Genomic DNA, 21,639 nt, shown 5'->3' on the forward strand with positions numbered 1-21,639 from the left:
GATGATGGCTCCCGCGTCAGTTTCGGAAGATGGCGATGATGCGCAGCAGCTCGAGGTAGAGCCAGACGAGCGTCACGACCAGGCCGAAGGCGGCCGACCAGCCGTACTTGCGCGGTGCGCCCGACTTGACCCCGCGCTGGATGGCGTCGAAGTCGAGAACGAGCGAGTAGGCCGCGAGGATGACGGCGAACACGCCGATCACGAGGCCGAGCGGGATGCCGAAGATCTCGACGCCGCGCAGGCCGAAGGCGTTCGGAACAGCGCCCGTGATCATCAGCACGAAGTTGATGAGCGAGAACACCGCGTAGCCGACGATCGCGATCAGGAAGACCTTGGTCGCCCGCTTCGACGCGCGTACCTTGCCGCTCGCGAACAGCGCCAGCGTGACGCCGAAGACCGCGAAGGTGGCGAGCACGGCCTGCAGCACGATGCCCGACCAGCGAGCCTCGAAGAAGCCCGACAGGGCGCCGACCGCGAGGCCCTCGAGGCCCGCGTAGAGCAGGATGAGAGGAACCGACGGCTCGCGCTTGACGGCGTTGACGATGCCGAGCACGAGACCGCCGACGATGCCGACGATCATCAGCCCGATGCCGAGCGGCGTGGGGGCGGGGAAGTTGGTGAGGAAGCCGGCGGCCGCGCCGACGAGCAGCACGACGAACATGCCGACCGTCTTGACGATCACGTCGTCGTAGCTCATGCGGTCGGTCTGCGCGGGCGTGGCCGCGGGGCTGTTGTAGAGCTCCTGCAGGCCCTCGGCCGAGATGGTCGGGGTCTGGGTCGCAGCCGCTTTGCCGTTGAAGATCGGGTTGCGGGCGAAGGCGGGATTGCTCGAGGTGGGTTCTGCCATGTCAGTCTCTTCTGTGTGTCGAACGTGAACGTGGACACCCTTTAACTTAGTGCACCCTGGGCTCGTGATCGCTGGTAATCCGCTTGATTCGGGCCTGCGCGAGACGCCCTGGGCGAACGCGCGGGGCGCCCTCGGCGTAGCGTGTGAGGGTGACTCCGCTCCCACCCGCACGCCCCCTCGTCATCGGCCACCGCGGTGCCAGCGGCTACCGCCCCGAGCACACGGCCTCGGCCTATGAACTCGCGTTCGCGTTGGGCGCCGACGCCGTGGAGCCCGACGTCGTGCTGTCGCTCGACGGTGTGCCGGTCGTGCGCCACGAGAACGAGATCTCGGGAACGACCGACGTCTCGACCCGGGGCGAGTTCGCGAGCCGCCGCACGACGAAGTCGGTCGACGGCGAGGCTCTGAGCGGGTGGTTCACCGAGGATTTCACCTGGGCGGAGCTGGGCACCCTGAAGGCCCGGGAGCGGCTGCCGGCGATCCGCCCGTCGAGTGCGAGCTTCGACGACCGGTTCGGCATCCTGCGCCTCTCCGACGTGCTGAAGATCGTCGACGACTGCGCAAGCGAGCAGGGCGTCGCCCGGTCGGCGGTCGTGGAGCTGAAGCACGCGACCTATTTCGACTCGATCGGACTGCCGCTCGGCGAGATCGTGGCCGCGGAACTCGCCGACGCAGGGTGGAGCGAGCGGCCGGAGCAGCTCGTCGTGGAGTCGTTCGAGAAGACGGTGCTCGCGGGGCTGGCTGCCGCGGGGCTGCCGGCGCGGTATGTGTTCTTGCTCGAGGCATCCGGTGCCCCCTTCGACGAGATCGCGCGGTCGGGCGCGAAGGCGCGCGACTACGCGGCGTTCCTCACCGATGACGGCCTCGCTGCGCTGGCGGCCGAGGTCGACGGAATCAGCCTCGACACCGCGCTCATCGTGCCGCGCGACCTCACCGGGGCTGCGCACGCGCCCTCGGATGTCGTTCACCGCGCACACGCCGCCGGACTCGACGTCTTCACCTGGACCCTCCGCGCCGAGAACCGATTTCTGCCCCGCAACTACCGGATCGGTCACGACAAGGCCGCTCACGGTCAATGGGAGCAGTACTTCCGCTCGGTTCTCGAATCGGGGGTGGACGGGGTGTTCGCCGACCAGCCCGATCTCGCGGTCGCCGCTCGCAGCGCTGTCGGTGGTGCGGCCTAAACTTGGTGCAGCATGAGCGACACCACCGAATCGACAACCAGGGGCATTCGCCCGATCATCGTCGGCGGCCCCGGCGTGCAGGGCGACGACGATGAGCTGCTCGACGGGCTGAACCCCGAGCAGCGCGAGGCCGTCGTCTACCGCGGGCCGGCGCTGCTCATCGTCGCGGGCGCCGGCAGTGGCAAGACCCGCGTGCTCACCCACCGCATCGCGAGCCTCATCAAGGGGGGCGAGGCGTGGCCGAGCCAGATCCTCGCCATCACCTTCACGAACAAGGCGGCGGCCGAGATGCGTGAGCGCGTCGCGCACCTGCTGGGCCAGGTGGCGGAGGGCATGTGGATCTCGACGTTCCACTCGGCGTGCGTGCGCATCCTGCGTCGCGAGGCCGAGAACTTCGGGTTCACCAAGAGCTTCACCATCTACGACTCGCAGGATTCGCGGGCGCTCGTCAAGCGCATCATCAAAGACCTGCAGGCCGACACCTTCGGGTTCACCGTCTCGCAGGTCACCGGCAAGATCTCGAAGCTCAAGAACGAACTCTCCGACGCCGACACCTACGCTCGCCAGGCGAACTTCTCCGACCCGCAAGACGCGATGTTCGTCGAGATCTTCCGCGCCTACTCCCGCGCGTTGCGCGAGGCGAACGCGTTCGACTTCGACGACCTGATCAGCCAGACCGTGTTCCTCTTCCGCGCGTTCCCGCAGGTGGCCGAGAAATACCAGCGGCGGTTCCGTCACATCCTGGTCGACGAGTACCAAGACACCAACCACGCCCAGTACGCCCTGATCCGTGAGCTGACCCGGCCACCGCAGTCGAACGAATTGGCCGGCATCCAGTCGTTCGCCGGCGGAGGGGCCTCGCTCACCGTGGTGGGCGACTCGGACCAGTCGATCTACGCGTTCCGCGGCGCCGACATCCGCAACATCGTCGAGTTCGAGCGCGACTTCCCCGGGGCGACCGTGGTGCTGCTCGAGCAGAACTACCGGTCGACGCAGAACATCCTCTCGGCCGCGAACGCCGTCATCTCGAACAACTTCGACCGCAAAGACAAGAAGCTGTGGACGGCGGTGGGCGACGGCGACAAGATCATCGGCTTCACCGGCTATTCGGGTCACGACGAGGCCCAGTTCGTCGCCGACGAGATCGCCAAGCTCCACGACGGCGGCATGCCCTACAACCAGATCGCCGTGTTCTACCGCACCAACTCGCAGACCAGAGCGTTGGAGGAGATCTTCATCCGCTCCGCGCTGCCCTACCGCGTTCTGGGGGGCACGAAGTTCTATGAGCGCGCCGAGATCAAAGACGCGATGGCCTACCTCACCGCGGTGGCCAACCCTTTCGACGGGCTCGCGTTGCGGCGCATCCTGAACACCCCGAAGCGCGGCATCGGCCCCGCCACCGAGACCCAGCTGGCGTCGTATGCCGAGCGTGAGAACGTGACCTACCGCGAGGCGATGCGGCGTGCGGGCGACCTCGGGCTCGGGCCGAAGGTGACCGGCGCCATCCTGCAGCTGGCCACGCTGCTCGATGAGGCGACCGAACTGATCGACCCCGACCGGCCCGGTGGGCAGGCTCCGGTGAGTGAGGTGCTCGCCCTGCTGATGGAGAAGAGCGCCTACGTCACCACGCTGCGCGCCAGTCGTGACCCGCAAGACGAAGCGCGCGCCGAGAACGTCGAAGAGCTTCTGGCGGTGACGAAGGAGTTCAACCGCAACAACCCCGACGGCACGCTGCTCGACTTCTTGACCGAGGTGTCGCTCGTGGCGGCGGTCGACGACCTCGACGACAGCAGCGGCACCGTGTCGCTGATGACGCTGCACACGGCGAAAGGCCTGGAATACGACGCCGTGTTCTTGACCGGTGTCGAAGAAGACCTGCTGCCGCACCGGATGTCGGCCGGTGAGCCCGGTGGGCCGGCCGAGGAGCGCCGGCTCTTCTACGTCGGCATCACCCGTGCCCGCAAGCGCCTCTTTCTCTCGCTGGCCATGACGCGCGCACAGTTCGGTGAGACGGCCGTCGCCATGCCGAGCCGGTATCTGCAGGAGATTCCGGCCGAACTGGTGGAGTGGATCCAGTCGCCCGGCATGGCCACCTCGCGGGGTGGCACCGAGCCCCGGGCGCTGAACGCCTCTCGCGGGCGATCGTCGTATGGCGGCGGATCGCGCTGGGGCAGCGACTCGGGCTACGGCATTCCCCCGGCACCCCCGAAGCCGAAGACGGAGTGGGCGAACCGCGTCACCGGCCAGGTGCGCGACAACGGCGACCTCGAGCTCGTGCCGGGCGACCGCATCCGCCACACCGATTTCGGCGAGGGCCGGGTGAACCAGGTGACCGGCGTCGGGCCGAAGCGGGTTGCTCATGTGCAGTTCGAGGCGGCCGGGCCGAAGAAGCTGCTGATCAAGATCGCTCCGATCGAGAAGATCTGACCGCGCGGTTCCCGTCGGGGCCTGACGCCGCTGCCGTGCGAGCGACGGCCACGAGGCCGACCACGGCCAGACCGATCACGATGAGGCCGACCGACAGGGCGACCGCGACAGCGCTCGGCTCGCCCGCCACGCCGGTGCGGGCGAGTGCTGTCACCGGCGGCGCGGGGGTCACCGGCACTGCGGGAGCGGTCGCCGGAGGCGTCGGCGGTGCCGTGGGCGTCGGCGTCGCAGGCGGCGCCGCGAACTCCACCGACTCCGACGCGTGCACCCGGGTGTCGCTCACCGGCGGAACGAGTGGCCCCAGACCCGACGAACTCAGCCCGGGCCCTGCGGGCGACGCCGCGACCGACGACGTCTCTCCACCATTCTCGTCGGGCGTCGCGGAACCGCTCGAGGCGTCCCCCGACGTGGTCTCGAAGACGAAGTAGTAGAAGCCCGGCTTCGTCACCGAGATGCACGGAGTGCGGTGGGTGCCGTCGGTGGCCACGCGCGTGGTGACCGCGCCGGCGACGGGGAACCCCTCCCAGCCGGCGGGCGTGCTCTCGGCTTCCGGTGCCACGCCCAAGGGGCCGATCAGCGTCGATCTCACGACGACGGGATCGATGCCCGACGGGAGCCCTGTGACCGTCAGGCTGTCGCTGATGCACGTCTTCTGCTTCACCTCGTTCGCCGAGGCCGTCGTCTCGATGCGCGGCTCCGCCGGCACGAGGGTGGTCTCCGTCGCCACTCCGAAAGGCGACGTCCAGCCGGTCAACCGGTCGCGACCGCGATCGACGGGGGTTCGCGCCGGATCGATCGAGTCGACCCACACGTAGTAACCCGGGGTCGGGACGACGCACGGCGGCGTCTCGTAGACACCTGGGCCCGTGTCGACCTCGACCTCCACGGAGCAGACCTCCGGGGCGTCGGCCGGCATGGAATCGGCCTCGACCGGAGGCGTGGAGAACGGGCCCAGCAGCCTGCTCTCGATCACCACCGGGATGAGTTCGAGGGTGCCGCCGGCGGCTCGGTAGACCCCCCACTCCTTTCCGGTCTTCGACTCCGGGTGCACGCCCAGGTGGAGGGTGTCGGTGAGCTCGTCTCCAGGACGGGCAGTCGTCGAGCTCGAGGTGGTCTGCACGAGCGGCCGGAACGGCAGAGCGGTGGGCCCCGCCGCGGCGGCGGAGGCCCGCACGTCGAGGGGGAAGGGCATGGTCACCAGCAGGTTCTGGGTGTCGCCGGTGTTTCGGCCCAGACGGAAGCCGGTGCCGAACGGCAGGTCGTGATAGGCGACCTCCACCGAGACGTGCTCGGTGGCGCCGACCTGGTCGGGATGGATGCGCGCCACGACGCCGTTCTTGATCACCGCCGCCCGATTGCCGTCGTCGAAGGTGGCGCCCTGCAACGTCATGGTCGAACTGAACGTGCCGGGGTCGATGGAGGACGGGCCCGCGAGGTAGTCGGCGACGACTTGCGACACGACGGTGCCCGTGTCGCCGTCGAGGGTGAGCTCGGCCGTCGCCGACGCACCGCGCGACGCCCCGCCCGGGCCGTCGACGATGTGCAGCATGTGGTTCGCCGTCTGCAGCACGAGTGCGGCGTCGGCGTTGGCGCGCTGGGCGAAGTAGGCCTGGTCGTGGCCGGCTAGTCCCGTGATGGTCCACGTCGCCAGCTGAGCGGCGGCGGCCGTGAGGGCGTCGGCGGGGGAGCCCCAGTTGCGCGAGATGAAGGTGAGCCTGGCCGAGTCGTCGGGGGAGAACCATCCGGTGTCTCCGCCGTTGACGTAGTCGACGTCGGCCCCGGCGGGGGCATGCCGCGAGACGTCGATGCAGTAGCCGAAGTTGCCGTCGTCGAGCTCGTAGTTGCCGATCCAGGAGGCGTGGTCGGCGTTCCACAGCACTCCTTGCCCGTGCGCGAGGGCGCGCACGGCGAACGCGGTCGTGTGGCCGGCGCCGACGACGACGGAGAGTGTGACGAGTGTGAACAGGGCGGCGGTGAGGATGCGGAGGTGGCGGTTCATGCCTTCAGGGTGTCGGGCCGGCCGGGGCCGTGGACCGAGTGGCTTCGATCTGTGGAGTCTGCGGCGCATCCGGGCATCGGGGGAGGACAAGACCCGTATCTCCGCGGGGGTAGAGTTCTTGGTGGTGTCCGGAGCGACGAAGGGGAGACCTTCTCTTCGTCGAGCCTTGAGTCATGTCCTCACCCCAGGACGACGAGAAGAATGCGGATTGGAAGACCAGCGTGGATCTATTCGAGTACCAAGCCCGAGACCTGTTCGAAAGCTATGGTGTGCCGGTGCTGCCGGGCATCGTCGCCGACACCCCTGACGAGGTCAGGGCGGCGGCCGAGAAGCTCGGCGGTGTGACGGTCGTGAAGGCCCAGGTCAAGGTCGGCGGGCGTGGCAAGGCCGGTGGCGTGAAGGTCGCCAAAGACCCCGCCGCCGCCGAAGAGGCCGCGAAGGCGATTCTCGGCCTCGACATCAAGGGCCACGTCGTCAAGCGCGTCATGGTGGCCGGCGGAGCGCGCATCGCGCAGGAGTTCTACTTCTCGGTGCTGCTCGACCGGGCCAACCGCTCCTACCTGTCGCTCACCAGCTACGAGGGCGGCATGGAGATCGAGCAGCTCGCCGTCGAGCGCCCGGAGGCCCTCGCCCGCATCGAAGTCGACCCGATCAAGGGCATCGACCTCGACACGGCGAAGGCGATCGCGGTCGATGCCAAGTTCCCCGCCGAGCTGGTCGACAAGGTCGCACCGGTGTTCGTGAAGCTGTGGGACGTCTACAAGGGCGAAGACGCCACGCTCGTGGAGGTGAACCCCCTCGTGCTGACCGAGGAGGGCGACATCATCGCCCTCGACGGCAAGGTCTCGCTCGACGAGAACGCCGACTTCCGTCACCCGGGCCACGAGGCGCTCGAAGACGCCGAGGCGGCCGACCCGCTCGAGGCGAAGGCCAAGAAGCTCGGCCTCAACTACGTGAAGCTCGACGGCCAGGTCGGCGTGATCGGCAACGGCGCGGGGCTCGTGATGTCGACCCTCGACGTCGTCTCCTACGCCGGCGAGAAGCACGACGGCGTGAAGCCGGCCAACTTCCTCGACATCGGCGGCGGAGCATCCGCCCAGGTGATGGCGAACGGGCTCGACGTGATTCTCGGCGACCCGCAGGTGAAGAGCGTGTTCGTGAACGTCTTCGGCGGCATCACCGCGTGCGACGCGGTCGCCAACGGCATCGTGGGCGCCCTCGAGGTGCTCGGCGACACCGCCAGCAAGCCGCTCGTGGTGCGCCTCGACGGCAACAAGGTCGAGGAGGGCCGGCGCATCCTCGAAGAGGCGGCGCATCCGCTCGTGACCCTGGCCCTCACCATGGACGAGGGTGCCGACAAGGCCGCCGAGCTCGCTGCCGCGGCGAAGTAAGTAAGGACGAGAGAGCATGTCGATTTTTCTGAACAAGGATTCCAAGGTCATCGTCCAGGGCATCACCGGCGGCGAGGGCACCAAGCACACGGCGCTCATGCTGAAGGCGGGCACGCAGGTCGTGGGCGGCGTCAACGCCCGCAAGGCCGGCACCACCGTCTCGCACACCGCCGCCGACGGCAGCACCGTCGAGCTGCCCGTGTTCGGCACCGTGAAGGAGGCCATCGAGGCCACCGGCGCCGACGTGTCGATCGCGTTCGTGCCCCCCGCGTTCTCGAAAGACGCGATCATCGAGGCCATCGACGCCGAGATCCCGCTCCTCGTCGTGATCACCGAGGGCATCCCCGTGCAGGACTCGGCCGAGGCCTGGGCCTACGCCAAGGAGAAGGGCAACCAGACCCGCATCATCGGGCCGAACTGCCCCGGCATCATCACGCCGGGCGAGTCGCTCGTGGGCATCACGCCGGCGAACATCACCGGCAAGGGCCCGATCGGCCTGGTGTCGAAGTCGGGCACGCTGACCTACCAGATGATGTACGAGCTGCGCGACCTCGGCTTCTCGACCGCCATCGGCATCGGCGGCGACCCGATCATCGGCACCACCCACATCGACGCGCTCGCCGCCTTCGAGGCCGACCCCGAGACCAAGGCGATCGTCATGATCGGCGAGATCGGCGGCGACGCCGAGGAGCGCGCGGCCGACTTCATCAAGGCCAACGTCACGAAGCCGGTCGTCGGCTACGTGGCCGGGTTCACTGCTCCCGAAGGCAAGACCATGGGCCACGCGGGCGCCATCGTCTCGGGCTCGGCCGGCACCGCTCAGGCCAAGAAGGAGGCCCTCGAGGCCGCCGGCGTGCGCGTCGGCAAGACCCCGAGCGAGACCGCGGCCCTGCTGCGCGAGGTCTACGCCGCCCTGTAGCCCGGAGTTCGACGAGACAGGCCCGTGCCGGTTCGCCGGCGCGGGCCTTTCTCGTCGCCGCGAGCGTGCCGTCGGGGCATGGGTGGGGGCGGCGGGTAGGCTCGGCCACGCATGAATCGCCCAGTCACCGCCCTGCTCTCCGCCCTCGACGCGGTGATCGTCGTCGCGATCGGCGTCGGCATCCCGCTCATCCCGCTCACCATCCTCTGGGCCGCCCAGTTCGACCTCGCGATCGACTGGCTCGCCTTCTGGCGGGCGGCCGGCGACCTGTGGTTGCTCGGCAACGGCGTCGACCTGCTGCTCACGCTCGATCCCGACCTCGCGCTGCGGCTCGGCATCGACGGCGCCCAGCTGCCGTTCGAAGTCGGCCTCGCCCCTCTCGGCTTCGCCGTCATCACGGTGCTGCTCGGCGTGCGATCGGGCCGTCGACTCACCGCGACGCCCTATCCGATCACCGGGGCCGTCGTCGGGGTCGTGGCGTTCGCCGCCCTCGCACTGCTCGTCTGCGTGAGCGCCCGCGACCTGGCCGCGCTGCCCTCGATCGGGCAGAGCATCGTGTTCCCGGCTCTCGTCTACGCGGCCGGGCTCGCCATCGGCTACGCCTGGGCCACCCGGCGGGTGCCGTCGCTCGAACTCGGCGAGGCCTCGGGGCTGCGCAGACGCCTCGGCGGGCGCGTCGCGGCCATCGACCCCAGCGACCGCGGCCTCGTGCGCCTGATGCTCCGCGCCGGCGCGATCAGCGCCGCCGGCGTGGTGGGTATCTCGGCGATCGCGATGGCCCTCATCCTCGTGGTGAACTTCGCCTCGATCGTCGCCCTCTACGAGAGCCTGCAGGCCGGGCTCGTGGGCGGCATCTCGCTCACCGTCGCCCAACTGGCCGTGCTGCCCAACCTCATCGTCTGGACCGCGAGCTGGTTCGTCGGCCCCGGCTTCGCCATCGGCACCGGATCGGCCGTCTCGCCGCTCGGCACCCAGCTCGGACTCGTGCCGTCGTTGCCGGTGCTCGGCGCCCTGCCCAACGGCACGCCGGCCCTCGGCTTCGTCGGACTCCTCGTGCCGATCGCGGTCGGGTACTTCACCGCGGCGATTCTGCGGCCGGGCTACCTCGCCGCCGTGCGAGGCCGCCGCGGCCGCGGCATCCGACTGGCCCTCACCGCGGTCGGCTCCGGGGTCGTGGGCGCGAGCATCCTGGCCCTCCTCGCCCTGTGGTCGGGTGGCGCGGCGGGGCCCGGCCGGCTTGCGGATGTCGGGCCGAACGCGGGCGCCGTGTGGCTCTGGGCCTTCGTCGAACTCACCCTCTCGGTGCTGCTCGGGTTGATCGCCGGAGCCTCGCGCCGCGAGCCCGCCGATGCCCGCACGGGAGGCCCTGGCACGCCCGATACACTGTGATCGTGCTCTCTCTCCTGGTTCTGATCTCAGGGGGAGGCTCCAATCTGCGGGCGCTCCTCGAGGCGTCGAGCGACGCCGACTACCCGGCCCGGGTCATCGCGGTCGGCTCCGACACCGACGCCGACGGCCTCGCCCATGCCGAGGCATTCGACATCCCGACGTTCACCGTCGTGCCGACCTCCTTCGCGTCGCGCGAGGCGTGGGGCGCCGAACTGCTGGAGCAGATCGAACGCTGGTCGCCCGACCTCGTGGTGTGCGCCGGGTTCATGCGCATCCTGCCTCCGGCGGTGGTGTCGGCGCTCGCACCCCGCATCATCAACACCCACCCCGCCCTGCTGCCCGCGTTCCCCGGCGCGCACGCGGTTCGCGACGCGCTCGCCGCGGGCGTCGACACGACGGGGGTGACCGTGCACGTCATCGACGAGGGCGTCGACACCGGGCCGGTCATCGTGCAGCGGGCCGTGCCGGTCTACCCGGGCGACACCGAGCACGAGCTGCACGAACGCATCAAGACCGTCGAACGCGAGCTGCTGGTGCAGGCCGTGCTCGACATCGCCAACGGAGAAGTCGATCTCAAGGAGATAGCAGCACGATGAGTGGCCCCCAGCACGACCCGAGCCTCTACACCCACCGCGACACCGTGCCGGTCACCCGGGCGCTGATCTCGGTCAGCGACAAGACGGGTCTCGTGCCGTTCGTGCAGGCGCTCGCCGCGGCCGGCGTCGAGATCGTGTCGACCGGCTCCACCGCCAAGACCATCGCCGAGGCCGGTGTCGAGGTCACCGAGGTGTCGAGCGTCACCGGGTTCCCCGAGTCGCTCGACGGCCGCGTGAAGACGCTGCACCCGGGCGTGCACGCCGGCATCCTGGCCGACCTGAGGCTCGAGTCGCACCGTCATCAGCTCGAGCAGCTCGGCATCCGCGGGTTCGATCTCGTGGTGGTGAACCTCTACCCGTTCCGGGAGACGGTCGCCTCGGGCGCGGCATCCGACGCCGTCATCGAGCAGATCGACATCGGAGGCCCCGCCCTCGTGCGCGCCTCGGCCAAGAACTTCGCCAACGTCGCCATCGTGGTGTCGCCCGACCGCTACACCGACATCGAGGCCGCGCTCGCCGCCGGCGGCACGGCGCTCGACGTGCGGCGCCGGCTGGCCGCCGAGGCGTTCGCGCACACGGCCTCCTACGACACCGCCGTCGCCGCCTGGTTCGCCGAGCAGCTCGCCTCCGGTGATGCCGCGACCATCGCCGACGGCGGGGTGACGGATGCCGCGGCCGGCTTCCCGACCAGCCTGCACGTCGACGCAGACCGCGCCGCGACCCTGCGCTACGGCGAGAACTCGCACCAGCAGGCCGCCATCTACACCCGCACCGACGGCCGGGGCATCGCCCAGGCGATCCAGCTGCACGGCAAGGAGATGTCGTACAACAACTACGTCGACGCCGATGCGGCGGTTCGCGCCGCCTTCGACTTCGCCGAGCCCGCCGTCGCCATCATCAAGCACGCGAACCCGTGCGGTATCGCGGTGGCCGACCCGGATGCCGCCGACGCCATCGCCTCCGCCCACGCGAAAGCGCACGCCTGCGACCCGGTGTCGGCCTACGGCGGCGTGATCGCGGCCAACCGCACCGTCACCATCGCGATGGCCGAGACGGTGAAGGACATCTTCACCGAGGTGCTCGTGGCGCCCGCCTTCGACGACGACGCCCTCGAGCTGCTGCAGACGAAGAAGAACCTGCGCCTGCTCACCCTGCCGGAGGGCTACGCCCGCGAGGGCGTGGAGCTGCGCCAGATCAGCGGCGGTTTCCTCGCCCAGTCGCCCGACACGTTCGACGGTCTCGACCGCTCGGCCTGGACCCTGGTGTCGGGCGAGGCGGCCGACGAGGCGACGCTCGACGACCTCGAGTTCGCATGGAAGGCGTGCCGCTCGGTGAAGTCCAACGCCATCCTGCTCGCCCACGACGGCGCCTCGGTGGGCGTCGGCATGGGCCAGGTCAACCGGGTTGATTCATGCCACCTGGCGGTGACGCGCGCGGGCGACCGGGCGGCCGGGTCGGTGGCGGCATCCGACGCGTTCTTCCCGTTCGCCGACGGTCTCGAGGTGCTGCTCGACGCGGGAGTCGCGGCGGTGGTGCAGCCCGGCGGATCGGTGCGCGACGCCGAGGTGATCGAGGCTGCTCAGAAGGCGGGCGTCACCATGTACTTCACCGGGGAACGGCACTTCTTCCACTGAGTTCGTTCCGAGCCGGCGTTCACCTCGCTCGCCGGAATCGTTCAGACAGCATCCCCTAAGGTCAAATCATGTCTTCATTCCGGCTTCGATCGCTCGTCGCGTCGATCGCCGCGGGCGCCACGGTGGGGGCCGTGGCCTACTCGGTCAGCATGCTCGCCGCTTTTCTCGGGCAGGGACAGAACCCGCAGATCTTTCCGAGCGCCAACGACTTCTACATCTGGTCGGCGCTGTTCCTGTTCGTGTTCGCGTCGGTCTTCGGTCTCGTCGGCGCCTACCGGCGCTGGTACACCGCGCTCATCGCGGGCCTCGTCGGCGGCGTGGTCGCGGCGGTCGTGGGCCTCGGCGTCGCGCAGCTGACCCTCGGCGCCCCGCTCACGGGCGACCTGATCGTGGTGCTGCTGCAGAGCCTCGTGGGTCTCGAGCTGCTGTTCGTGCTCGCCGCCACGGTCACCTCGGTCACGCTGGCGCGGCGCATCCACGCCGCCATCGTGATCGACGAGCAAGAAGAGGTGCTGCGCAAGAAGTACGTGCTCGTGAGGCGCCCGGCGGCCACGCTCGAAGACGGTCTGGTCACGCACATCGACCGCTCCGACGTCGACCTCGAGCTGGCCGAGGAGCAGTGGGAGACGTATGTCGCCGCCCTCACCGGCGCCGGCTGGGACCCGGTCGAGGTGCCCACAGCCGACGACCTGCCCGACTCGGTCTTCGTCGAAGACGCGGTCGTGATGTTCGGCGCACTCGCGGTGATCGGCAGCCCCGGCGCCGACGAGCGGATCGACGAGATCCCGGCTGTGGAGGACAGCGTCGAGTCGCTCGGCCTCGAGACCGTGCGCATCCAGCGGCCCGGAACCCTCGACGGCGGCGACGTGCTCAAGATCGGGTCGACCGTCTACGTCGGCCGCGGCGGGCGCACGAACTCCGACGGCATCCGGCAGCTGCGCAAGATCCTCGCGCCCCGCGGCTACCGCCGATCGTCCGATTCTGCCGACCTTCGATCTCGACATCCCCGCGGGGCAGACGGTCGCGCTCGTCGGCTCGACCGGCGCGGGCAAGTCGACGCTCGCCAAACTCATCTCGCGCTTCTACGACCCGACCCAGGGCCGGGTGACGCTCGACGGCATCGATCTGCGCGACCTGCACCCGAAAGACCTGCGGCGGGCCATCGTGATGGTCACCCAGGAGGCCTACCTGTTCTCGGGCACCGTGGCCGACAACATCGCCATCGGCAAGCCGGAAGCGAGTCGCGACGAGATCATCGCCGCCGCTCGGGCGGTGGGGGCCGACGAGTTCATCCGCGCGCTGCCGAACGGCTACGAGACCGACGTCAACAAGCGCGGCGGTCGCGTGTCGGCCGGTCAGCGTCAGCTGATCTCGTTCGCGCGGGCGTTCCTCGCCGACCCGGCGGTGCTCATTCTCGACGAGGCGACCGCGTCACTCGACATCCCGAGCGAGCGGCTGGTGCAAGACGCCCTGCAGACCCTGCTGGCCGATCGCACCGCGGTGATCATCGCCCACCGGCTCTCGACGGTGTCGATCGCCGACCGGGTGCTGGTGATGGAGCACGGGCGCATCGTCGAAGACGGTTCGCCCGAGCAGCTCATCGCCGGTGAGGGGCGATTCGCCCAGCTGCACGCCTCCTGGCGCGACTCGCTGGTCTGAGCCGGGCCTGACGCGACCGGGCGGTTGTGGTCAGGCTCAGGGCTTCCAGGCGAAGTACTGCGAGCCGTACATGAACGAGATGTGCCAGCCGTCTTGGCAGGTGAGCGCCGACGTGTCGAGCGACTGCGGCCACCAGGTGTCGTCGAGCGCCGGGGTGCTGTCGGCCTGAGAGGCGTCGCACGGCGTGCCGATGGGCTCGGGTGCCGGGTCGCCGAACTGCATGATGGCCTCGCCGGTCTGGCTGTTCTCCTTGATGCGGATCATCGACGCGTCGTCGGGAACCCAACTCGGAATGGCGATCGTCGCATCCGGGCCCGTGGCATCGGCCGTGGTCGGGTAGAGCTGCGATTCGACGGGAGGAGTGATGGCGTTCGCGAGCGTGCATCCGGACAGCGTTGCGACGAGACCTGCCGCCGCGAGTCCGGCGAGAAGTGCGCGTCTTTTCATCGGCTGTGGTTGGTCCTCTCGTCGTGGGCATCCGGGTGCAACGGCTGCCACCGACCTACAGCGTAGTCGACTGCATACCCCGGATGCCGGGAGAGTGCTCGGAGGGGCGTGCCCTCGGCCTCGTAGTGACTGCGCGCCCGGGCCTCGTGCCCGGTCGGCGGGAGCCCGCCGGCCCGCACGACCCGCCACCACGGGTGGTCGTGGCCGTACTTGCGCATGATGGTGCCCACCGCGCGGGCGGCCCGGGTGCCGAGCAGAGCGGCGACGTCGCCGTAGCTCAGCACGCAGCCGGGCGGGATGGAGTCGACCAGGTCGAGCACGTCGTCGACGAACGACGGAGCGCTCGCCTCAGGCGTCACAGCGCCACACCGTCACAGCGCGAGGGCGGCGATGGTCTCTCCGTAGGGCGTCTCGCCGATGACCTCGAAGCCGATGCGCTCGAAGAACGCGGCCGGGCCGGCCTCGCCAGGTTCGAAGATGACGGTGATGCGGTCGAAGCCGCGCGAGCGGGCCTCGTCGGCCAGGGCGTGCACGGCGAACCGGCCCACGCCGTGCCCCTGCGCGTCGGCGGCCACGTTCATGCGCCAGATGCAGCCGCGGAAGATGTCTTCTTGAGCATCGGGATCGAAGTTGCCCATGATGAAGCCGACGACCTCGTCGTCTTCGAGCACCACGCGCGGCCAGGCCGTCGCGGGGTTCACGTAGGCCTCGGCGATGGAGTGCGAGACAGGCGCCACGAACTGTTCCTGACCGGGCTTGAGGGAGAGCGTGTTCGCCGCCACGATGTTCGATGCCGACAGCTCTTCGAGCCTCAGTTCACTCATGGACTCAGGCTAACGTCTGCGGTCGGGCCGCGCTACCGCACCCACAAACTGTCTCGACGTCGAGATAGTTGAGAAAACGGGTAAACTGGTGGACGGCCCATTTCCGGCGGCTGTTGAGGAGTGAGAATTGTCCAAGATCAAGGTTGAAGGCACGGTCGTCGAACTCGACGGCGACGAGATGACCCGCATCATCTGGCAGGCCATCAAAGACACGCTTATCCACCCCTACCTCGATGTGAATCTCGAGTACTACGACCTCGGCATCGAGCACCGCGACGCGACCGACGACCAGGTCACCGTCGACGCGGCCCACGCCATCCAGAAGCACGGCGTCGGCGTCAAGTGCGCCACCATCACGCCCGACGAGGCGCGTGTGGAGGAGTTCGGCCTGAAGAAGATGTGGAAGTCGCCCAACGGCACCATCCGTAACATCCTCGGCGGCGTCATCTTCCGCGAGCCGATCATCATCTCGAACATCCCGCGTCTCGTGCCCGGCTGGAACAAGCCGATCATCATCGGCCGTCACGCGTTCGGCGACCAGTACCGCGCCACCGACTTCGTCTTCAAGGGCAAGGGCAAGCTCACGGTCGAGTTCACCCCCGAAGACGGCTCCGAGCCGCTGAAGTTCGACGTCTACGACGCTCCGGATGACGGCATCGCCCAGGTGCAGTACAACCAGGATGCCTCGATCCGCGACTTCGCCCGCGCCTCGCTCAACTACGGCCTGACCCGCAACTACCCGGTCTACCTCTCGACGAAGAACACCATCCTGAAGGCCTACGACGGCCGGTTCAAAGACATCTTCCAGGAGATCTTCGAGACGGAGTTCAAGGAGCAGTTCGACGCCGCCGGCCTCACCTACGAGCACCGCCTCATCGACGACATGGTCGCCTCGGCCATGAAATGGGAGGGTGGCTACGTCTGGGCCTGCAAGAACTACGACGGCGACGTGCAGAGCGACACCGTGGCCCAGGGCTTCGGCTCGCTCGGCCTCATGACCTCGGTTCTCTCGACTCCCGACGGATCGGTCGTCGAGGCCGAAGCCGCGCACGGCACCGTGACGCGCCACTACCGCCAGCACCAGGCCGGCAAGCCCACCTCGACCAACCCGATCGCCTCGATCTTCGCCTGGACCCGTGGGCTCGCCCACCGCGGCAAGCTCGACGGCAACCAGGAGCTCATCGACTTCTCGCTCACGCTGGAAGACGTCGTGATCAAGACGGTCGAGTCGGGCAAGATGACGAAAGACCTGGCTCTTCTCGTCGGCCCCGACCAGCCCTACCAGACCACGGAGGAGTTCCTCGCGACCCTCGACGAGAACCTCAAGGAGCGCATGGGGGCCTGACCTCCCGCGCACCGCACACGAAGGCCTCGACCGCATCGGTCGGGGCCTTCGTCGTTCACGCGGTTCGAATGATTTGGGAGTGTCGGGAACAATCGGGCCGACGGATGCATCAGAACCGTGTGACCGGAATCCTTAACCCGAGGTCAGACCTCCGCCAGAGCGTCGCGCATCGCCGCGCGCGCCCGATGCAGGCGCGACTTGACCGTCTGCACGAGGATTCCCTGGTGCGCGGCGATCTCGTCGTAGCTGAGGCCGCCGTACTCGCGCAGCACGAGCGTGACGCGGAATTCCTCGGGCACGAGCTCGATGGCCCGCTGGATGCGATCGCGTTCGGCGAGGTCGTCGGCGAAGTTCTGGCGTTCGTCGGCGAACTCGGCGATTTCGGTGGCGAACTCGCGCCGACGCCGCACCACGGCGAGAGCGGCGTTCGAGGCGATGCGGAACAGCCAGGTCGAGAAGCGCGACTCGGAGCGGAACGAGCCGAGGTTCTGCCACACGGCGACGAGGCACTCCTGCACCGCGTCGTCGGCGTCGGCGGTGTTGGCGGTGATGCGCAGGCAGACGCCCCAGAGGCGGTCGCGATGCGGCGAAAGCAGCTGATCGAAGGCGCGCGTGTCTCCCTCGCGTGCTCGATCTATGAGTCGACGCTCGTCGGACGGGTCTTCCAATGTGGCTCTCTTCGCTGGGTCACGCGGGAGCATGGGTGAGCACAGACTACGGCAGGAAACGCGCCACGGCACGGGTCGCAGCGGGGCAATCCGTAGACTCGAGAGGCGATGCCACCGTGAGAGGGCGGGAATGACCACCGACACACCTTCCGACGACCCCGTGCTGGGGCCGCCGCCGTCGATGCCCGACGCGGTCTGGGCGACCGCGCTCACCACCGCGTTCGAGGCCGAGCCGTCGGCAGAGCTCGCCGCTCTGGTGCCGGCCGATGAGCGCCCCGACGCCCTCGACGACGACCTGCTCGCCGAAGCGGGTCAGGGCGCTGACGCCGGCTCCACCGACGACGACCTCGGCGACGACTCCTCGCTCGCGCCGGAGCATCCGGACTCCTCGCCGGAGCACGGTGCCGGTGACCACTGGAGCGAGCACGCGAACGACTTGTTCGGCGACGACTCCGACGCCTCCGACACCGACGACCCCACCGACGACTGACGGCCGACAGGACTGCGCATGGAGCGACCCGAGCGAAGTGTCAGAACGCCGATCGGCACCCCACTCGACGCGCAGACCTCCGAAGCGCTGAGGCTGCTCCGGTCGTTCCTCTCGCAGGCGCAGCGGGTCGACGAGATGGAGTCGATCACCGCCCGCCTGGCCGCGTCGAGCCGCGAGCCCGTCACCATCGTGGTGGTGGGCGAGGTGAGCCGCGGCAAGAGCACGCTCGTCAACGCGCTGGTCGGCGACGGCGAGGTGTCGCCCGTCGGTCACGGAGAGACCACGGGCGCCTTTCTGAACCTGCGCCCGCCGACCGACGACCTGCCTGCCGGTTCGGCGCGCATCGAGTTCGCCGACGGGTCGCGGCGGCCGATCGACCCGGGCGACCTCGCAAACTGGGTCTGCGTCGACGGCCGCCAGCTCGCCGCGGCGGGCTCGAATCCGCCGTTGGGGGCGGATGTCGCGGTCGTGAGCCGTTATCTGCCCGAGCTCGTCATCACCGACACACCCGGCACCGGGGGGCTCAACGAACAGCACGCGCGACTCGCCATCGCCCGGGCGCAGCGGGCCGGCATCCTGCTCATGGTCACCGATGCTGACGGGGTGATGACCCGGCACGCCGCCGAGTTCCTGGCCCACTGCGCCCGTTACGTGGAGTCGGTCGTGGTGGTGGTGAACAAGATCGACACCAAGACCGAGCGGCAGTGGTCGACCGTCGTCGCCGAGAACCGCCGGGTGATCGCCGAGGTCGACCCCCGGCTCGCCGAGGTGCCGGTCGTGGCCGTCTCGGCCCAGACCGCACTCGACGCCCAGGCTCGGGGCGACTCGCCGGTAGCCGAGCGTATCTTGGCGGCCAGCAGACTGGAGCACCTGCTCGCGGCCGTTCGCATCCCGCTCGAACGCGTCGACCGCCTGCCGGCACTCAACGCGCTGAGGCTCGGTCGCACCGGCGTGCAGCAGATCATCGCGAGCCTCGGCCGCGACCTGCTGGCCGCGTCGGGCACGCCCGAGGCGATCGCCGCCCTCGAGGCCCGACGGCGTGAGCGCGACGACCTGCAACGCAGCTTCGACGAGGCCCGGTGGGACTGGGACGAGCGCATCGACGACATCCGGCGCTCCTGCGACGAGCTCGTGCGGAGCGCGGTGCGGGGCTTCAGCGACGCCTGGACCGACCGTATCCTCGCCGCCCCGATCGGCCGCAAGGCCGCGGCCCAGGAGCTCGTGGTGCAGATGATCTCCGAGGTCGGGGTGCTCGACGACGACCTGCGCCGCACCCTGCTCGCCCGGTGCACCGACCTCGTGGTGGAGCGTTTCGCCGCCGCGGCGATCGAACCGAGCGTCGCCCTGATCGCGGCACTCGGAGCCGAGTCGCGAGTGGACTACTCCGCCCGGTCGACCGCCGACGCCCTCGACGGCCGCATCGTCAGCCAGGTGACCTCGGGCGCCCGCGCCGTGCTGCTGGGGCTGCCCGCGATCGTCGGAGGCGGACCTCTGGCGCTGGTGGGCGGCCTCGGCATGGGGGTCGCGCTGGCCGGGCTCGCCGTCGGCATGCGCTCGACCGCCGCCGAGGCGAACCGCCGATCGGTGCAGGCGCAGGTCGCCCGGGCCGCCGGCGAGCTGCGCGAGCACCTCGGCGACACCACCCAGCGGCTGCTCTCGGCGCTGCGCTTCCGGGCCAAGCGCGAGTTCGACGAGGCCCTCCGTCTCGCCATCCGCGAGGCGACCGAGCAGGCCGAAGCAGCCCGCCGCGCCGGGCAGAGCTCGCTCGAGGAGCGCCGCGATCGCCAGAAGTCGATCCAGCACCAGATCGACACCGGCGAGCGGCTGATCGCCGTGCTCGACGCGGAGCTCGCGCGCCTGTCGCACTGACCTCTGCTGCCCGAGATCGAACCACGGGGAACATTCCGCCCCGGCCGTGCATCTCACTGTCACACGGCCAGAAAGGCGAGAACGATGGACTCCTGGAACGACGACCAGTACGACACCCCCGACACGCAGACCGATGCCGCTCTGCCGGAATCGGATGCCGCTGACTACCCGACCACCGACCCCTACACCGACGGCACCTACCCCACCGACCCGGGCTACCCGGCCGACGGAGGCGGCGATGCGTCGTCGGCCTCCGCCGCCACCTCGTTCTCGGGCCTGCTCTCGACGGGTGTGCCCTACACGGTGCTCGACGACGACGGCGACGCCCACCCCGACACGGTGCTCATCGACCTGGACGGAGACGGCTTCGCCGACCTCACGGTCGAGCGCTCCGGCGGTGACTTCCACGTCACCGGCGGCGACATCGACGAGTACGTGCCCATCACCGCGCTGCGTTCCGAGATGCCGGAGGTCTACGCACTGTTCGGCGACCTCGCCGATCCCACCGCCGACGAGCTGATCGACATCCAGGACGGCGAGATCATCGGCGACCCGTTCGAGGCCTCGCGAACCTGGTTCGAGCAGTCGTTCAACGGCTCGTGCGTTCCGGCGAGCGTCGCCCAGATCCTCTCGGAGTACCTCGGCGTGCAACCCGACGACCAGCACTTCGTCGACGACGTGAACGCCCTGGGCCTGTGGAACGTCGCTCCCGACGGCACCCCGAGCCTCAGCCTCGAAGACGCCCAGACGATCTTCGCCTCGGAGGGCATCCCCACCACGCAGACGGTCTCCGACGTCGACGGTCTCACCACGGCGCTCGCCGAGGGCTACCGCCCGCTCGTCTACGTCGACTCGGGTAAGTACTGGGAGGTCGATGACACCGACGGCGACGGCGCCGACCACGCGGTGACGGTGACGGGCATCAACCTCGACGAGGGCGTGGTGTATCTGAACGACACCGGAACCGACACCGGCGAAGCCTTGCGCGTGTCGATCGACGACTTCGAAGCGGCCTGGGCCCAGTCGGGCAACACCATGCTGGTGTGTGACCAGACGCCGGAGGAGTTCCAGGAGGATCAGCGCGAGCTGCGCCTCGAGGAGGCCGGCCTGCCTGCCGGCGACGAAGGGCTCGACGAGCCTGCGACCGACGCTCCGCCGCTCGACGAGCCCGATGCCACAACTGCGGGGTCGGACACCGGCGCCGGCGAGGCGAACCCGGTGATCGACGTGCTGACGGATGCCGGCACCGACGGGTCTGCGGCGGAGCCGGTCGATTCCCCGCTCGACGACGTGCTCTCGGGCACGGTGCCGCAGCCGAACCTCATCTCGACCGTCGTGCACACGGCCCCGTGGATCCTGCTGCCGATCGTGCTCGGCGCCGGTGCGGCGGCCGCCGCGGTCGCGCGGAAACGCTGATGGATGCGCTGGCGTGGCTGCTCGGCGACCCGCGCAGCGCGGTGACCGCGGCGGTCGCCGTCGTGCTGCTCGTCGTGGCCGTGGTGCTCGCCGTGCTGCTGGCCCGCGCCTCCAGCCGCTCGCCGCAGGAGCGGGCCGGGCAGTCGCGGGCCGCGGTGCCGGCGCCGACCCAGGCGCCCGCTTCGGGCCCGGCAGCGTCGGCGGCCCCACCGGCGGCGGTCGCGGCATCCGTGCCCGACGGGCTGGTGCGTGACCTGATCGCCCTGGCCGACCTGTCGACGACACCGGCCGTCAGCGCCCAGTGCGCCCGCATCCTGCGCGGCGTCGGCGTGGAGCCGGTGGTGCCGGGCGTCGATCAGCCTCTCGCGCCGGGCTGGCAGCACGTGGTGGGGGTCGTGGCGGCTCCGGATGCCGCGCACGAAGGCCTCGTCGCCTCGACGGTGCGGCCCGGCTACCGGTCGGGCGCCACGCTCGTGCGCCAGGCCGATGTCTTCGTCTATCAGCACGCCGCGAACGGAAGCGCTCGATGAGCGCG

General features: G+C 69.7%; 19 protein-coding genes and 1 pseudogene. 13 read left to right on the forward strand and 7 right to left on the reverse strand.

The window, feature by feature from the left end; genetic code table 11:
• Positions 1-16: 16 nt before the first annotated feature.
• Positions 17-847, reverse strand: coding sequence for a Bax inhibitor-1/YccA family protein (locus tag N1032_RS02610; RefSeq protein WP_259537257.1), 831 nt, complete (start codon positions 845-847; stop codon positions 17-19).
• Positions 848-996: 149 nt separating this feature from the next.
• On the opposite strand from N1032_RS02610, the gene N1032_RS02615 reads away from it, so the two are divergent.
• Positions 997-2,031, forward strand: coding sequence for a glycerophosphodiester phosphodiesterase family protein (locus tag N1032_RS02615; protein WP_259537258.1), 1,035 nt, complete (start codon positions 997-999; stop codon positions 2,029-2,031).
• 12 nt (positions 2,032-2,043) lie between these two features.
• Positions 2,044-4,458: an ATP-dependent helicase gene (locus N1032_RS02620; protein WP_259537259.1), complete on the forward strand. Its 2,415-nt coding sequence runs from the start codon at positions 2,044-2,046 to the stop codon at positions 4,456-4,458.
• Here the strand turns inward: N1032_RS02620 and N1032_RS02625 are convergent.
• A complete protein-coding gene (locus N1032_RS02625; RefSeq protein ID WP_259537260.1) occupies positions 4,430-6,457 on the reverse strand; it encodes a hypothetical protein in 2,028 nt (675 codons plus the stop codon). The two genes, N1032_RS02620 and N1032_RS02625, sit on opposite strands and share 29 nt — an antisense overlap.
• Before the next feature lie 221 nt (positions 6,458-6,678).
• On the opposite strand from N1032_RS02625, the gene sucC reads away from it, so the two are divergent.
• The 5 genes from sucC to purH all read left to right on the forward strand — a co-directional run bounded on the left by sucC (position 6,679) and on the right by purH (position 12,386).
• Positions 6,679-7,848: an ADP-forming succinate--CoA ligase subunit beta gene (gene sucC / locus N1032_RS02630; protein WP_259537963.1), complete on the forward strand. Its 1,170-nt coding sequence runs from the start codon at positions 6,679-6,681 to the stop codon at positions 7,846-7,848.
• 16 nt (positions 7,849-7,864) lie between these two features.
• Complete coding sequence (sucD, locus tag N1032_RS02635; protein ID WP_259537261.1) at positions 7,865-8,767, forward strand: succinate--CoA ligase subunit alpha; 903 nt, start codon at positions 7,865-7,867, stop codon at positions 8,765-8,767.
• Between the two features lie 111 nt (positions 8,768-8,878).
• On the forward strand, positions 8,879-10,156 hold the full coding sequence (locus N1032_RS02640; protein ID WP_259537262.1) for a cell division protein PerM: 1,278 nt from the start codon (positions 8,879-8,881) through the stop codon (positions 10,154-10,156).
• Positions 10,157-10,158: 2 nt separating this feature from the next.
• Positions 10,159-10,752: a phosphoribosylglycinamide formyltransferase gene (gene purN, locus N1032_RS02645; protein ID WP_259537263.1), complete on the forward strand. Its 594-nt coding sequence runs from the start codon at positions 10,159-10,161 to the stop codon at positions 10,750-10,752.
• Entirely contained in the window at positions 10,749-12,386 is a 1,638-nt protein-coding gene (gene purH / locus N1032_RS02650) for a bifunctional phosphoribosylaminoimidazolecarboxamide formyltransferase/IMP cyclohydrolase (protein WP_259537264.1), read from the forward strand. Before purN ends, purH begins: the two co-directional genes overlap by 4 nt.
• Before the next feature lie 74 nt (positions 12,387-12,460).
• Here purH and N1032_RS02655 read toward each other — a convergent pair whose 3' ends face one another.
• A complete protein-coding gene (locus N1032_RS02655) occupies positions 12,461-13,459 on the reverse strand; it encodes a hypothetical protein (protein WP_259537265.1) in 999 nt (332 codons plus the stop codon).
• Here N1032_RS02655 and N1032_RS02660 point away from each other — a divergent pair.
• Positions 13,356-14,045, forward strand: a pseudogene (locus N1032_RS02660) (ABC transporter ATP-binding protein); the annotation flags it as partial. The gene N1032_RS02655 and the pseudogene N1032_RS02660 overlap by 104 nt on opposite strands.
• A 36-nt stretch (positions 14,046-14,081) precedes the next feature.
• On the opposite strand, the gene N1032_RS02665 reads toward N1032_RS02660, so the two are convergent.
• Genes N1032_RS02665 through N1032_RS02675 form a run of 3 tightly spaced genes read right to left on the reverse strand, consistent with a single transcriptional unit; the run spans position 14,082 to position 15,316 of the window.
• Positions 14,082-14,492: a hypothetical protein gene (locus N1032_RS02665; RefSeq protein WP_259537266.1), complete on the reverse strand. Its 411-nt coding sequence runs from the start codon at positions 14,490-14,492 to the stop codon at positions 14,082-14,084.
• Positions 14,489-14,851 carry an MGMT family protein gene (locus N1032_RS02670; protein WP_259537267.1) on the reverse strand — a complete coding sequence of 121 codons (363 nt, stop codon included), beginning with the start codon at positions 14,849-14,851 and terminating at the stop codon, positions 14,489-14,491. Before N1032_RS02670 ends, N1032_RS02665 begins: the two co-directional genes overlap by 4 nt.
• 12 nt (positions 14,852-14,863) lie before the next feature.
• The gene (locus N1032_RS02675; protein ID WP_259537268.1) at positions 14,864-15,316 is read right to left on the reverse strand and encodes a GNAT family N-acetyltransferase; all 453 of its coding nucleotides are present in this window, start codon (positions 15,314-15,316) and stop codon (positions 14,864-14,866) included.
• A 127-nt stretch (positions 15,317-15,443) separates the two neighbouring features.
• On the opposite strand from N1032_RS02675, the gene N1032_RS02680 reads away from it, so the two are divergent.
• Positions 15,444-16,661, forward strand: coding sequence for an NADP-dependent isocitrate dehydrogenase (locus N1032_RS02680; RefSeq protein WP_259537270.1), 1,218 nt, complete (start codon positions 15,444-15,446; stop codon positions 16,659-16,661).
• Positions 16,662-16,804: 143 nt separating this feature from the next.
• Here N1032_RS02680 and N1032_RS02685 read toward each other — a convergent pair whose 3' ends face one another.
• Positions 16,805-17,329: an RNA polymerase sigma factor gene (locus N1032_RS02685; RefSeq protein ID WP_259537271.1), complete on the reverse strand. Its 525-nt coding sequence runs from the start codon at positions 17,327-17,329 to the stop codon at positions 16,805-16,807.
• 130 nt (positions 17,330-17,459) lie between these two features.
• Between N1032_RS02685 and N1032_RS02690 the strand changes: the two genes are divergently transcribed.
• From N1032_RS02690 to N1032_RS02705, 4 genes are all read left to right on the forward strand, one after another.
• Positions 17,460-17,819 (forward strand): hypothetical protein, encoded by a 360-nt coding sequence (locus N1032_RS02690; RefSeq protein ID WP_259537272.1) that lies wholly within the window; start codon positions 17,460-17,462, stop codon positions 17,817-17,819.
• 18 nt (positions 17,820-17,837) lie between these two features.
• Positions 17,838-19,688: a dynamin family protein gene (locus tag N1032_RS02695; protein ID WP_259537273.1), complete on the forward strand. Its 1,851-nt coding sequence runs from the start codon at positions 17,838-17,840 to the stop codon at positions 19,686-19,688.
• An 84-nt stretch (positions 19,689-19,772) separates the two neighbouring features.
• Entirely contained in the window at positions 19,773-21,104 is a 1,332-nt protein-coding gene (locus tag N1032_RS02700; RefSeq protein ID WP_259537274.1) for a cysteine peptidase family C39 domain-containing protein, read from the forward strand.
• Positions 21,104-21,634 carry a hypothetical protein gene (locus tag N1032_RS02705; RefSeq protein ID WP_259537275.1) on the forward strand — a complete coding sequence of 177 codons (531 nt, stop codon included), beginning with the start codon at positions 21,104-21,106 and terminating at the stop codon, positions 21,632-21,634. The genes N1032_RS02700 and N1032_RS02705 overlap by 1 nt, the downstream gene beginning before the upstream one ends.
• Positions 21,635-21,639: the final 5 nt, after the last annotated feature.

Origin of the sequence: Herbiconiux daphne (genome assembly GCF_024979295.1) — a bacterium.
GTDB classification, from domain to species: domain Bacteria; phylum Actinomycetota; class Actinomycetes; order Actinomycetales; family Microbacteriaceae; genus Herbiconiux; species Herbiconiux daphnes.